This window comes from Synechococcus sp. H55.7 (assembly GCF_047462395.1).
Lineage (GTDB): Bacteria > Cyanobacteriota > Cyanobacteriia > Thermostichales > Thermostichaceae > Thermostichus.
This window is the reverse complement of sequence record NZ_JANSJD010000032.1, coordinates 1-13,326: the sequence shown is the minus strand read 5'-3', so window position 1 is coordinate 13,326 and position 13,326 is coordinate 1. Positions and strand designations below refer to the sequence as shown.

Sequence of the window (13,326 nt, the reverse complement as noted above, 5' to 3'; positions counted from 1 at the left end):
GAACACGTCCTGGCTTGCCTGAGCTACGCTCTGGCGAACCCGTTTCCAATTTCTAGGGATCCCCCCGAAGGGGGAACACGTCCTGGCTTGCCTGAGCTACGCTCTGGCGAACCCGTTTCCAATTTCTAGGGATCCCCCCGAAGGGGGAACTCCGTCAAGACCCTGGATTGGGTCCGGCGGACGTTCTCGGGTTTCCAATTTCTAGGGATCCCCCCGAAGGGGGAACGCCGACCATCTGCAAGCTTCACCACCTGTTCATAGCTGTGTTTCCAATTTCTAGGGATCCCCCCGAAGGGGGAACTTACTAACGGGTACTTTGGGCCCTGAGGTAGCACCGAGCTAGTTTCCAATTTCTAGGGATCCCCCCGAAGGGGGAACAGTATTTCTCAGTGGCGCTTATTCCTGTTGCCCTATTTGGTTTCCAATTTCTAGGGATCCCCCCGAAGGGGGAACTAAGGTGGGGGCTTCTTTTGTCCCGGATCCTCACGGGGAAGTTTCCAATTTCTAGGGATCCCCCCGAAGGGGGAACGTATTGATCAAAGCAAGCCACTGCCATCCACTCAGTGTTTCCAATTTCTAGGGATCCCCCCGAAGGGGGAACACAAAAAGGTTGCGAAGAAAGCACCAAAAATATCCTTGTTTCCAATTTCTAGGGATCCCCCCGAAGGGGGAACGAAAAAGGCCTTACCCACTACGAAGTCTGGAAGCAAATGCAGTTTCCAATTTCTAGGGATCCCCCCGAAGGGGGAACGGCGTATGGGAGTGCTGGTTGCGACCAGTGTACGTTAGTTTCCAATTTCTAGGGATCCCCCCGAAGGGGGAACATGACGGCTCTAGGTGGATGCTCATCGACTGTTCAGGAACGTGTTTCCAATTTCTAGGGATCCCCCCGAAGGGGGAACGAAGCAGGTGAATTTGCCCAATGACAGAGTTCTGTGGTGTAGTTTCCAATTTCTAGGGATCCCCCCGAAGGGGGAACCTTCGCTTGTTGCAAAGCCTTGCCCCACCGAGAGTGGTGGTTTCCAATTTCTAGGGATCCCCCCGAAGGGGGAACTGTAACGCACAACGCCGTCCTCGTCGCGGAAGGCCAGGACGGGTTTCCAATTTCTAGGGATCCCCCCGAAGGGGGAACATTCCAGGGTATGACAACAAAGAACTCATTACCCAGCAGTTTCCAATTTCTAGGCATCCCCCCGAAGGGGGAACAGTTCCGGGTTACCCACTGTACGTTGACATTAGCTCGTTTCCAATTTCTAGGGATCCCCCCGAAGGGGGAACTCCCCTGGCTCACCAACGCCCGCCGCGCCAGACATCGGGTTTCCAATTTCTAGGGATCCCCCCGAAGGGGGAACGGTGTCTACGCCCTCGGTGTTCAGCAGAATCGCCACGTTTCCAATTTCTAGGGATCCCCCCGAAGGGGGAACACGACAGAACCACCCTCTAAAAATAAAAATTTTCTGGTTTCCAATTTCTAGGGATCCCCCCGAAGGGGGAACCCCAACCTGCCAAAGAGGGCCTGGCCAGCCCTGCTTGTTTCCAATTTCTAGGGATCCCCCCGAAGGGGGAACAAGCGACCGTGGCAATGGCTAGGTAGATAGAACTTATCGTTTCCAATTTCTAGGGATCCCCCCGAAGGGGGAACAGGCGCCTCTGATGAGGGCCCTGGGGTTTGCGAAGGTGTTTCCAATTTCTAGGGATCCCCCCGAAGGGGGAACAGAAGACAGCAATTTCGATGAGCTTTATAACTTCTGGTGTATGTTTCCAATTTCTAGGGATCCCCCCGAAGGGGGAACACTACAAAGCACCTTGAGAGTAAAAATTGTCTGTACAGCCGTTTCCAATTTCTAGGGATCCCCCCGAAGGGGGAACCTTTATGGCAAATAAGGGATGAAAAGCGTGAAGGCCGTGTTTCCAATTTCTAGGGATCCCCCCGAAGGGGGAACCCCCACTAGAAGACGTTCACCGATACCTTCGCCACCCGGGCCGTTTCCAATTTCTAGGGATCCCCCCGAAGGGGGAACCCCCTCATTACTGTCGTGAACGCCTGTTTCACGAGGGGCCCTTGTTTCCAATTTCTAGGGATCCCCCCGAAGGGGGAACTCTACCCCTATTAAACCCAAGCGGGGCAAGGAATGCAAGACCCATTTGCGAGGGGGTCGGTCGAAGAGGGCAAAAAAGGGCCTGGAAGAGGGGGGGCAAGAGGCCTGAAAGCCTTGTGGCGCAAGGCATCGAGCGGGTCAACGAAAGAATCGGCCTTTGCGGGATTTGGCGAGGCGCTCGCAGAGCCGCTGATACCGTTTTTGTGTGCTTTTGACAACATGAGCCTCAGGGGGCTGAAGCGCCTATAGTGGGGGAAGATCTCCAGCTTCCCTCGTTGTCGATGTCGGATCTCACCCCCACGGGTAAGCTTCTGGCCGGGATCCAGGCCCAGCAGGCTGGCGACTTGCAAACCGCAGAAGCTATCTACTTAGAAATTCTGGCGGAGTTTCCGGATCAAGCTGATGCCCTGCACCTGCTGGGGACGGTGGCCCAGGCCAAGGGAGAGGGGGAATGGGCGGCTGCTTTGATTGCCGAGGCCATTGCGCTCGATCCCTGCGTAGCCCTCTATCATCACAACCTGGGCGTTGTCTATGAATCTTTGGGGCAACTGGAAAAGGCGCTATCTTGCTATTGGCAGAGCCTGAGCCTCAATCCCAAGGCTTACCTTTCTGCTTTGCAAGCCGGCAAGATTCTTGTTAACCTACTCCGCCATCAAGAGGCGATCCCTTTGCTTAGCTCCTTGTTAGAAAATCTAGATCCGGCAGCAGGGATCCCTTGGGCTGAGGTGCATTTTTATCTGGGAATGGCCCATCGTGAGCAAGGGGAACACAGCGCGGCTCTGGCTCACCTGGAAAAGGCGTGGACTTTGGATCCCAATTTGGTGGTAGCTCGCTGGCTTTACCATCTCTATTTGCCCGCCCTCTATCAGGATGAGGAAGAGCTGCATAGATTTCGCTCTCGCTTTGTAGAACACCTGGATCGCCTCATTGAGGAGACGCCCTTGGACACCCAAGAGCAGCGGCGGCTTGCCTTTTTAGGGTCAAGCTGGGGAACGCCCCACCATCTGCAGTACCAGGGCTGCGACGACCTGGAGCTGCAGAAAAAATACGCTCAGTTTGTGCAGCGCATCGTGAAATCTTGCTACCCCAATTGGCACTCTCTTCCCCGGCAACCAGGGGATCCCATTCGCGTTGGCTTTGTCTCGGCCTCGATGCGCGCCTGCTCCTACAGCCGTCTTTCTTTAGGGTGGGTGAAGTACTTAAAGGCGAGCTCCCAGTGGCCTTTTCTGGTGTTTGCCTACCATTTGGATCCCAGAACCGACTTCATGACAGAGCAATATCGCCAGTATGCGGATGTATTTCGCCACATTCCTACTGGCTTTGAAGACGCCGCCCGTCAAATTCTGCAGGATCAGCTCGATGTTTTGGTGTATCTGGAAATTGGCCTTTCTCCCCTAATTTTGCAACTGGCATCTCTGCGGCTAGCCCCAGTGCAATGCTCCACCTGGGCCCATCCTGTAACTTCCGGACTTTCAACCATCGACTACTTCCTCTCCAGCGACCTGATGGAGCCCGAAGATGGGCAGGCTCACTACAGCGAAACCCTAATTCGGCTGCCCCGCCTGGGTACTTGTTTTGAAAAGCCCGTTTTACCTCAGCAAAAGCGTCATCGTGGGGATTTTGGCCTGCGCCAAGACGCAGTAGTTTATCTTACCTGTCAATACCTGGGCAAGTATCTGCCCCAATATGACTATCTTTTTGCCGCCATTGCCCAGCGAGTGCCCAACGCTCAATTTGTCTTCTTGGCGTTGCCCAATGCTGCCATTGCCCAACACTTTTGGCAGCGTCTTTCCCGAACTTTCTCCGCCTATGGCCTTTCTGCGGAAGACCACTGCTTGATCTTGCCCCAACTGGATCATCAAGACTACTTGGATCTCAACCGCTGCGCCGACATTATGCTGGATTCCTACGGCTGGTCGGGCGGGATCACCACCTTGGAAGCCGTTGCTGCCGGCTTGCCTGTAGTGACCTGCCCTGGCCGGTTCCTGCGGGGCCGGCACACCTATGCCATTCTCAAAAGGATGGGCCTTGATCTCTTAATTGCCCAAAACCTCCAGCGCTACGAAGAGTTGGCTGTCCAACTGGGAACGGATCCCCAATTTCGGCAGCAAATCTCCCAGCAGATCCAACAGCGACGCGACCTGCTTTTTGAGGATCGAGACTGCGTGGCAGCTCTGGCCCATTTCTTGCTCACCAGGAAGCGCTACGCCAGCAGTGGTTATGGTTAGCTCACCCCAAGTAGAGGGCTTTGCTCCGGATCCCTTCCCGCAAATGGGTACAAGACTGGCTCGATGGTTCCGCCGTGCCCTTCTCGAGCTGGGCAGTGAGATAGGCCATCCGTGCTGAACGTAGGGCAAGGCTGTCAGTGATCTTCATTTTGTGCGAATTGCTCAAATCATCCTAATCTGGATCCAGAGGAACGTTAGCGATCCGGTGGCCGGGGGAGTGTCTATGTCATTGTCAGCGTTGAAGGTTTCTGGATCCCAGGTGCGGTTTTTCTGGGGCCTTCTGGCCTCGACTGTCCTCCTGGCAGGCTGTGGGGGGGGTGGGGGGACGGTGCCGCCTCTGGTCAATGTTTGCGAGGAAGCCTTTAGCCCAGAGTTTTTCGCATCAATTGGCCTGCGCCGCCAAGGAGATAGCCGCAGCGGAACCTTGGGGCCGAATAGCCTTTTGGAGTTCTACTTCGATAGCGCTGGCGAGGTTCAAAATGCCCGGGAAGTTCCACCGCCTCCTGGCACCTTCACCTTTTACTCAGATGGATTTCTCTACTTTCCTTCTGCAGCCAACGTTACCGGAGTTACCATCCGGCTGACCAGCCCGGTTTTCGATCCGCTGTTGGTCATCGGTGCCTTTGATACCGGTAGAAATTTGGATCGGAATGTCCTTTTTGTTAACGATGATGCTGCTCCTGGCAACTTTACCACCTCCCAGCTCACGATCCCGGTGCGGCAAGACCGCTGCTACTTGATCCAGGTGCAAAGTTACTGGGCGCAAAATGCTTCCCCAACCGCTGGGCCAGGTAGTCCTGGGCGAGGGCCATATACCCTCCAGGTGGTGAGCGAAACGTTTGCCACCCCTCCTCCTCTCCCTCCCTTGCAACAGAAGCCGGAGGATCCGGAGAACGGCGGTGGCGGTGACCGAGGTGGCGGCGTGGGTATTTAACTCTGGCGAGTGAGCCTGATGGCAAAGCTGGCGCTGCCACAGGTGGCCGTGCCACGAATGGAGCGCCCGTCGGCGCTGACAGTGCCACTCCACGTGATGGTTGGGGTACCGCTGCCCCCTATCTTGCCGCTGACAGAAAGTTGGTTGCGGATGAGCTGGCCACTGCGCTCCGCAAAACCGGGAGAGGAAACGCTGATCTGGTTGCCGTCTTGACGAATGGAGACGGTTTCCTGGATACCGGTTGCAACATTAACCTTACACAGGGATCCCTGCCAGACAAAGGATCCTCCCTCGTAGAGCCACTGGCCGCTCAAGGCAAGCTCTGCCGCAGGCGTTGGTGTTGCTGGGGCCGGTGTCGAGGTGGGCGGCGGAGGTGGAGTTGGGGTAGGGGTAGGAGCACGAGGAACAAGCGGCGTCAATCGAGGGATAGGGGTAAGCGTTGGTGTTGGCACCGGAGTGGGAGTGGGTGGCAGTACTGGAGTTCGAGTAGGCGTTGCTACTGGAGTGGGAGTAGGTGTCGGTGCCGGAGTTCGAGTAGGCGTCGCCACCGGAGCGGGAGTGGGTGTTGGTGCCGGAGTTCGAGTAGGCGTCGCCACCGGAGCGGGAGTGGGTGTTGGTGCCGGAGTTGGAGTAGGCGTTGCCACCGGAGTGGGAGTGGGTGTTGGTGCCGGAGTTGGAGTAAGTGTCGCCACCGGAGTGGGGGCGGGCTCGAGGGTAGGTGTTGGGGTGACTGCGGCGGTAGGGATCGGCTCCGGCTCTTCCTGGGTATCGCGGGTTGCTGGGCGCGGCCAGAGCCAAAAGGCGGCCAACAAAGCCACAGCGCCTCCCCCAGCCAAGACCCACTTCAGGCTGCTGCCAGAAGGCTGGAGAACCGTTGGGGGGGCAGCTTGCGGCAGAGGGCGGGTGCGGGGAGTATCCGTTCGTGGTGGGACGGGGAGATCCTGAGGGGGAGTAGCCGGGCGGGTGTTGCTGGCTGGGATGACTGTAGAGGGGGTTTTGGGAGTTTCGCCTGCAGCTTGAGAGGAGGGATCCGGTGCAGCTTCTGCCGAGGTATCTGAGGGGAGAGGTTCCTGCCCGGCGACGTAGTAGGGGATCCCTGCACCTGGGGGAGAGACCGGCTCATCTTCAATGAGATCCAGATCCTCATCGCGGATATCTTCAAAGGCTCCAGCAGTCGATCCTGTATTGCCGGTGGTTGCGAGCGGCAGCCTGGGATCGGAAGAGGATGGAGCCTCGTTTTGAGCCTTGGCACCGCCGGTGGGAAGAATCACGGTACTGGCCTGGCTGCTGGAGAGTTGAGTGGCTACCGTCAGCTCATAGGCTTGCAGCAGCCGCTCCCCTAGCTCCTGCATCGTCTGCGGCCGCTCGTCGGGGTTTTTCTTGAGGCAATCCATCACCACTGCTGCCAAGGCAGGCGGGATCGGCTGCGGGGTTGTCTCCGGGTTGATCTCAAGGGGGCTTTCGTAGCAATGGGCGTGGATCCAACTGTGCAGAGAGTCGGTTTCCAATTGAAAGGGCATGGATCCCGTCAGCATCTCGTAGAGCACCACCCCCAGGGAGTAAATGTCTGAGCGGGCATCCAGAGACTTGCCCCGTATCTGTTCGGGAGAGGCGTAACGAGCGGTGCCGATAAATCCACCCCCTTTTTGGGTGCCCAGGCTAAGGGTGTGATCCGCCAAGGTTTTGGCTACGCCGAAGTCGAGGATTTTCAGTTGCGACGTGAGCTGGCCATCTCGAAAAACCCGCTCAACAAACAGGTTGCTGGGCTTGATGTCGCGGTGAATGACGCCCCGAATCTCACGGCCCTCGACCTTGGCTTGAAATGTATGAGCAAAGTGCAGCCCCTCACAGGCCTGCAGGGCCAGCCGAAGGGCTTGCCGGAGCGGCAGAGCCCCTTTTTCTCGAATCAGCTTGCCCAGATCCTGCCCCTTGAGGTACTCCATCACCAAGTAGGCCTGCTCCCCCTCTTGGCCGTGATCCAAGACTTTGACGATGCGGGGATGCTGGCCCAGAAGGGTGCTGACGCGGATCTCTTCGGCAAAGCGGCGACGCAGATCGGTCTGGGCGTCACCCCGGCTCAGCAGCATAGGGGCATGCAGGATCTTAACAGCCACCTCTTGGCGGTTGTTGTGCAAGTCCAAAGCGCGAAAGACGGATCCCATGCCGCCGCCACCGATTTCTTGAATCAGTTGGTAGCGGCCACCCAAAATGCGATTGGTGAGATCGGGGGCCATAGGTTTGCAGGTGCAGCGAAGAAGCAGCTTGGGCAGGGATGTCCATACGATAAACCAATTGCTGGAGTTTATACCCGCTCATTTCCCCGTCCAACTCAAGGATCCCAACCTTTGACGCTCTGGGAACTCTGCGCCGCTCAAGCCCTCACCCCCGGCCCCGCTGCCCTCACCCCCAACCCCTCTCCCAGAGGCCCTCACCCCCAACCCCTCTCCCAGAGGTGCCCTCACCCCCAACCCCTCTCCCAGAGGGAGAGGGGAGTTGGAGCGGCGCGTTTGCGGCAGCGTTGCAACAAGCCGTTTTTTACTGCTATTTGGAATGACTATTTAGAGATTTTTTTTTTAAGGATCCCCAGTAAATGTGAAAAAAGTGAAAGGGAATGCTCGGGGAAATGAGGCCTTCTGGGCAACCTTCAGCCCCAAGAGGGATGATCGGAAGGGATCTCTGGGCGAGGGCTTATGGACTTGGGCCTGGTGGTGATCGCCTACAAGGAGGGGGATCGGGAGAGCAAAGCCGCCTGTCAATTGTGTGCGGAGCAATTGCGTCGGCGCGGCGTTACGGTGCTGACCGCTCCCACCGGCTTGCACCACAACCCCTACCCGGTCTTTTTGGAGGCCACTTCGGATCCCATCGATCTGGTGGTGGTGCTGGGGGGAGATGGGTCGGTGTTGGCGGCAGCCCGCCACCTGGCCCCGCACGGGATCCCGATTTTGCCCATTCAGTCGGGGGGCAGGCTGGGGTTTTTGGCCCAGTCGGAGCGGGTGCTGCATCAGGATCCCTGGGATCGCATCCAGGCGGGAGACTTTGTTCTGCAAGCCCGCATGATGTTGCAGGCCCAGATTTGGGAGCAAGCGCAATTGGGGCAGGGAGCTATCCCTGGGGAGGGCAAGCGGCAAGGCCGCCCGGTCAGCGAAGTCTACTACGCCCTCAACGAAATGTGCCTCAAGCCCATCAACCGGGAACGCCTGCCCGCCGCCATCATGGAAATCGAAGTCAATGGCGAGATTTTGGATCAGTACCACGGGGATGGCGTGCTGGTGGCCACGCCGACGGGATCCACCTGCTACACCTTGGCAGCCAATGGCCCCATCCTGGAGCCTACCTTTGAGGCCATCATCATCACTCCCATTTGTCCCCTCAGCTTGTCCAGCCGGCCCATTGTTATCAGCGGCACGGCCACGGTGGAGATCTGGCCCCTTGCCGATCCGGAAGGGCTGACCCGCCTCTGGACTGATGGTGTCTTGGCTCAATCGGTCAACCCCGGCCAGTGGGTGCAAATTCAACGGGCTCCCCTGCCGGCCAAGCTGATGATCCTAGAAAAAGACCTCTCCTACTTCCGCACCTTGCGAGAAAAGCTGCAGTGGGCCGGCAGCCGCATCTACATCCCCACCACCAACCACCGCCCCGAGGGGGGATAAAGGGATCTTAAAGTTGGGGAGCTAGAGTAGCGGAGTTTAACTCCCCTGGAATCTTCTCCCATGAGCCTCAGACTGTACCTACTCAGACACGGGGAAACCCCCTACAGCCGTTCCGGTAGCTTTTGTGGCGCCCTCGATCCCGACCTCACCCCCGAAGGCCAGCAGATGGCAGAAGCTTTTGCCGCCGCCTATGCCGGGATCCCTTGGCAGGCCCTCTACGTCAGCCCGATGCGGCGCACCTTGGCTACTCTCAGGCCGCTGGCAGAGAAGACGGGGTTGGAGATGCAGATTCGAGAGGGCTTGAGGGAAATCCACTACGGTGAGTGGGAGGGCAAAACCCACGCCGAGGCCCGCGAAGCCCATCCCGAAACCTACTGGCGCTGGATGACCGAGCCGGCCTGGAACGCTCCTCCAGGCGGCGAAACCGCCGTGCAAATTGCCAACCGCGCCCTGCCGGCTGTGGCGGAGATCGAAGCAAAATGGTCGGATGGCAACGTCTTGATCGTCTCCCACAAGGCCACCATTCGGATTCTTCTCTGCAGCCTGCTGGGCATTGACCTGGGCCGCTACCGGGATCGTATCGAGGTTTTGGCTGCCTCGGTCAGCGTGGTCAAGTTCGACCGCTATGGGCCCCTGCTGGAAAGTTTGGGAGAACGCAGCTATTTGCCGCCTGATCTGCGGCAAAGGGCAGGCACCTAAAAGTTTAGAATTACTAGAATCTTTTGGGCTTTTTTTGAACAAGCGACCATGGGCAAAAAACTGGGCTTGGCACTGGGCAGTGGCGGAGCGAGGGGATGGGCCCATATTGGCGTGATCCGGGCGCTAGAACAGGCCGGGATCCCGATCGATTACATTGCCGGGACGAGCATCGGCGCCTTCGTCGGAGCCATTTACGCCGCAGGTGAACTGGATGAGCTAGAGGACTTTGTGCGGGAGCTCAACTGGAAGATGATCCTGTCTTTATTTGATGTAGTCTTTCCCACCTGTGGCCTTCTGGAGGGCAACAAAATCTACGAGCTACTGACGGAACATTTGCAAGAGCTGTGCATTGAAGAGGCCGGGATCCCTTTTTGTTGCGTGGCTACAGATTTGATTACAGGCCAAGAGGTGCTGTTGCGGTCCGGCAAAATGGCCGATGCGGTGCGGGCCAGCATCTCCATCCCCGGCATTTTCACTCCTTTTCAGCACGAAGGTCGCTACCTCAGCGATGGGGGCATTGTCAACCCGCTGCCGGTACGGGTGGTGCGGGAAATGGGCGCCGAGGTTGTCTTGGCGGTCAACCTCAACCACGTGGATCCTGCGGATGTGGAGCCGGAGGTAGAGGAAACGGAGGTAGAAGAAACTTTTCAAAGACGCCGGCGCTTCAATGTCGAAGGAGAGGTGATCGAGAAGGAAACCAGCTTCATCACCCGCATCCACAAACGGTACCAATCTCTACAACAAGCGATCCAGGAAAAAATTAGTCAATGGTTTCCAGACGAGCCTTCTGGCCCCAACATTTTTGACATTATCGGCAGAACTTTGAACATCATGGAGCAAATGGTAACCCACAGCATTTTGGCCGAACATCCACCGGACTTACTGTTACAACCTAAGCTCAGCCAATACAGCATCTTCGATTTCCACCAGGCAGATGCCATTATTCGAGAAGGCTATCGGCAAATGCGACGGGCCATTCCAGAATTGCGCCAAAAGCTGGAGCAGTGAACCAACACTTTTCCAGCGGTTCAACCTAAAGCTTTAAAGAGATCCGCGGCTCAAGCTTTACCAAACGCCTCTCGACGGATCCCGCTATCAAAATAGGTCTGAAGTTCACTCGATTGGGATAAATTGCAATAGCAATCCTGTGTGGATGAGATAGCCCGGGGCAGATTTTCCATCCTGGTCGGGATGGGCCAGCAGCACACAGCGATCGTGGGGGGTGAGGTTAAACCCGACAGAGGGATCAGGCTCTCTTTTCAGTTGAGAGTTGAGTTGGGGATCCCCGACAAAGGTTAGTTGGGCCAACAGAGTTAACAGCCGGTCTTGGTGGGCCAGATCCGCCCCAAAAGCAGTTCGCTCCTGTAAGGTGGCCAGCGCCACCGGGTGGCCTTCTCGAATCAAATAGGTGAGGATCCCGGCACAGCGCTCTACGGCTCGCTCCAGCTTGTTGCGATGCCCTTCAGGGCTTTCTCCCCGCGGCTGCCAGCGATTTTCAAAACAGAGGACGATGGCCTGGGAACGGGGGCGCTCCAGCTCCCGCACAACCAGTTGATCCCGTTTGGCCGAGATCTTCCAGTGCACCGAGCGCACATCATCTTGGGGACGATAGGGCCGCAGGCTAAGGTAGTCCCCCTCCTGGCCGGCCTGAGGGCGCAACTGGCTACCACCGCTCAATTGTTCCCACACCAACAGGTTTTGGACAGGGGCAGGCCGAGGAAACACAATCACCGTCTGCGGGTCCTCGATTTCCACTGCCTTGCGGAAGAGTTCAAAGGGAAAGCTGGTGGCAATCTCAAAACCCTGCAGCCGCCACACCCCTCGCCTTGAAAAGGTGTGTTGATAGAAAGTATCCAGCTTTGCGCCCGGATCCAGGCGCAAAACATAGCTGGAAGGCCAGTCCGTCTGCCTCAACCCCTCGATGCGTTCGCTCACCTGCAGCGAAAAACTGGGCAGGCGTCGCTTGCGATTGACCAGCGTCAGCCCCACCAAGACCGGCTGGCCGGCAAAGATGCGGCTGGGCAACTGCCGGCTCACCTCTAGATCTTTGAGGGTGAGGTCGGAGAGGAGGCCGCTGAGGAGAATGAGGCTGAGCAGCATCCCCAGCACCAGGTATAGGGGATTGTTGCCGGTGTTGAAGGCGGCAATACTCACCAAGAGGGTGATCCCAACAAACCGACCCCCGATGCGGGTAAAGCGGAAGCGGCGCAGAAAACGAACGCGCTGTTTCGATGGCAGCTTTGCAGAAACAGCTCCTGGTCGGGGAGACCATTGAAATAACGGAAATAGTTGAGGTAGTCTTCGGCTGAGCTTCAATAACACCTGAGCTCCCTCCTCAGCGTTCGGAGCCGCTAGGGTTCTTCTGACAAGATTTCGGCAATGGCTACAGCCACCCGCTCCTGCTGCCGGAGAGTTAATTCAGGAAAACAGGGCAGGGACAACACTTGAGCGGCACAGAGTTCGGCATTGGGCAAATCCCCAGGTTTGTACCCCAACTTTTTGCGGTACACCGGCTGCAGATGCAGGGGGATGGGGTAGTAAACGCGGCTGGCAATGCCCCGCTCCTGCAACTGCCGTTGCACAGCATCGCGCCGCCGTGAGTCGGTTGGGTGGGAGCCAGGCACCCGCACCGTGTACTGGTGCCACACCGAGTTGCCCCCCACCGCCACCTGGGGCAGGATCAGGCCAGGGATCCCGTGCAACAGGCGGTGATAGGACTCGGCAATCCCCTGCCGCCGCCAGTTCCACTCCCGCAGGTGGGACAACTTAACCGACAGGATCACCGCCTGCAGCGCATCCAGACGGCTGTTGAGGCCAATATACTCGTGCTGGTATTGATGGGTCTGGCCGTGTTCTTTGAGGATGCGCACCTGGCGAGCCAAGTGGGCATCCCGGGTCACCACCGCCCCCCCATCCCCTGCTGCCCCCAAGTTCTTGGTGGGAAAAAAGCTGAAGCAGCCGAGATCGCCCCAGGTGCCCACCGGCCTGCCCCCCCAACAAGCTCCCACCGCCTGGGCGCAATCTTCTATCACCGCCAGCCCATGTCGGCGGGCAATGGCCACAATCTCGGTCAGGTTGGCCGCCTGACCGAACAGATGCACCACCACCACCGCCCTGGTGCAGGGGGAGATGCTCTTTTCCAGAAGCTGCGGATCCAGGTTGAAAGTACAGGGATCCACATCCACAAACACCGGACGCGCCCCCACCAAGTCGATGGCCTCGGCAGAGGCAAAAAAGCTAAAGGCAGTGGTGATGACCTCATCGCCCGCTTGGATGCCCAAAGCCCGCAGAGCCAGCACCAGAGCATCGGTGCCGGAATTGCAGCCGACAGTCTCCAGATCCCCGCCGCCCAAAAACTGGGAGAAGAGCTCCTCAAAGCGCCGCACCGCCCCGCCGCCGATGTACTGCCCCGAGGCCAGCAACGCCTCCACCTGGGGCAGCAGGTCGGCAGCCAGAGCGCGGTATTGCAACGTCAAATCCAGCAGCGGGATCGGCTCATCCATGGTGGGGGGGGGTAGCGGCCACAGCCCATCATCGAGGATAAGAGCCGAGGAAGACAACGCTCTGGTTCAAAATGGGGCTTTTTGTAGCTTCGTTGCTGAGAAAGCTGCTGGGATCCCAGCCCCGCCCCGACTTGATCCCCATCTGAGCTAGAGTAAACGCGGTCCAGGGAACCGGTAGGCTGGATACAGCTATCGACAGGATGCTTTATGGAG

The 13,326-nt window shown here is 57.9% G+C and carries 8 protein-coding genes and 1 CRISPR repeat array; of the genes, 5 read left to right on the top strand and 3 right to left on the bottom strand.

Annotated features, from left to right (window positions below; translation table 11 throughout):
• Positions 1-41: 41 nt before the first annotated feature.
• Positions 42-2,100: a CRISPR direct-repeat array (repeat unit 36 nt; unit sequence GTTTCCAATTTCTAGGGATCCCCCCGAAGGGGGAAC).
• A gap of 280 nt (positions 2,101-2,380) precedes the next feature.
• Positions 2,381-4,327, top strand: coding sequence for a tetratricopeptide repeat protein (locus tag NW851_RS12470; protein ID WP_414338925.1), 1,947 nt, complete (start codon positions 2,381-2,383; stop codon positions 4,325-4,327).
• A 223-nt stretch (positions 4,328-4,550) separates the two neighbouring features.
• Entirely contained in the window at positions 4,551-5,261 is a 711-nt protein-coding gene (locus NW851_RS12465) for a hypothetical protein (RefSeq protein ID WP_414338922.1), read from the top strand.
• Here NW851_RS12465 and NW851_RS12460 read toward each other — a convergent pair.
• Positions 5,258-7,495 (bottom strand): serine/threonine protein kinase, encoded by a 2,238-nt coding sequence (locus NW851_RS12460; RefSeq protein ID WP_414338920.1) that lies wholly within the window; start codon positions 7,493-7,495, stop codon positions 5,258-5,260. The genes NW851_RS12465 and NW851_RS12460 overlap by 4 nt on opposite strands.
• Before the next feature lie 456 nt (positions 7,496-7,951).
• Between NW851_RS12460 and NW851_RS12455 the strand changes: the two genes are divergently transcribed.
• From NW851_RS12455 to NW851_RS12445, 3 genes are read left to right on the top strand one after another with little or no spacing between them, the layout of a single operon-like run.
• A complete protein-coding gene (locus tag NW851_RS12455; RefSeq protein ID WP_414335911.1) occupies positions 7,952-8,911 on the top strand; it encodes an NAD(+) kinase in 960 nt (319 codons plus the stop codon).
• Positions 8,912-8,971: 60 nt separating this feature from the next.
• Entirely contained in the window at positions 8,972-9,610 is a 639-nt protein-coding gene (locus tag NW851_RS12450; protein ID WP_414338917.1) for a histidine phosphatase family protein, read from the top strand.
• A gap of 48 nt (positions 9,611-9,658) precedes the next feature.
• On the top strand, positions 9,659-10,618 hold the full coding sequence (locus NW851_RS12445) for a patatin-like phospholipase family protein (RefSeq protein WP_414338915.1): 960 nt from the start codon (positions 9,659-9,661) through the stop codon (positions 10,616-10,618).
• Positions 10,619-10,723: 105 nt separating this feature from the next.
• Here the strand turns inward: NW851_RS12445 and NW851_RS12440 are convergent, their stop codons facing one another.
• Together NW851_RS12440 and NW851_RS12435 are read right to left on the bottom strand one after the other, a co-directional pair.
• Positions 10,724-11,764: a DUF58 domain-containing protein gene (locus tag NW851_RS12440; protein WP_414338931.1), complete on the bottom strand. Its 1,041-nt coding sequence runs from the start codon at positions 11,762-11,764 to the stop codon at positions 10,724-10,726.
• 197 nt (positions 11,765-11,961) lie between these two features.
• Positions 11,962-13,113 (bottom strand): DegT/DnrJ/EryC1/StrS family aminotransferase, encoded by a 1,152-nt coding sequence (locus NW851_RS12435; protein ID WP_414338928.1) that lies wholly within the window; start codon positions 13,111-13,113, stop codon positions 11,962-11,964.
• Positions 13,114-13,326: the final 213 nt, after the last annotated feature.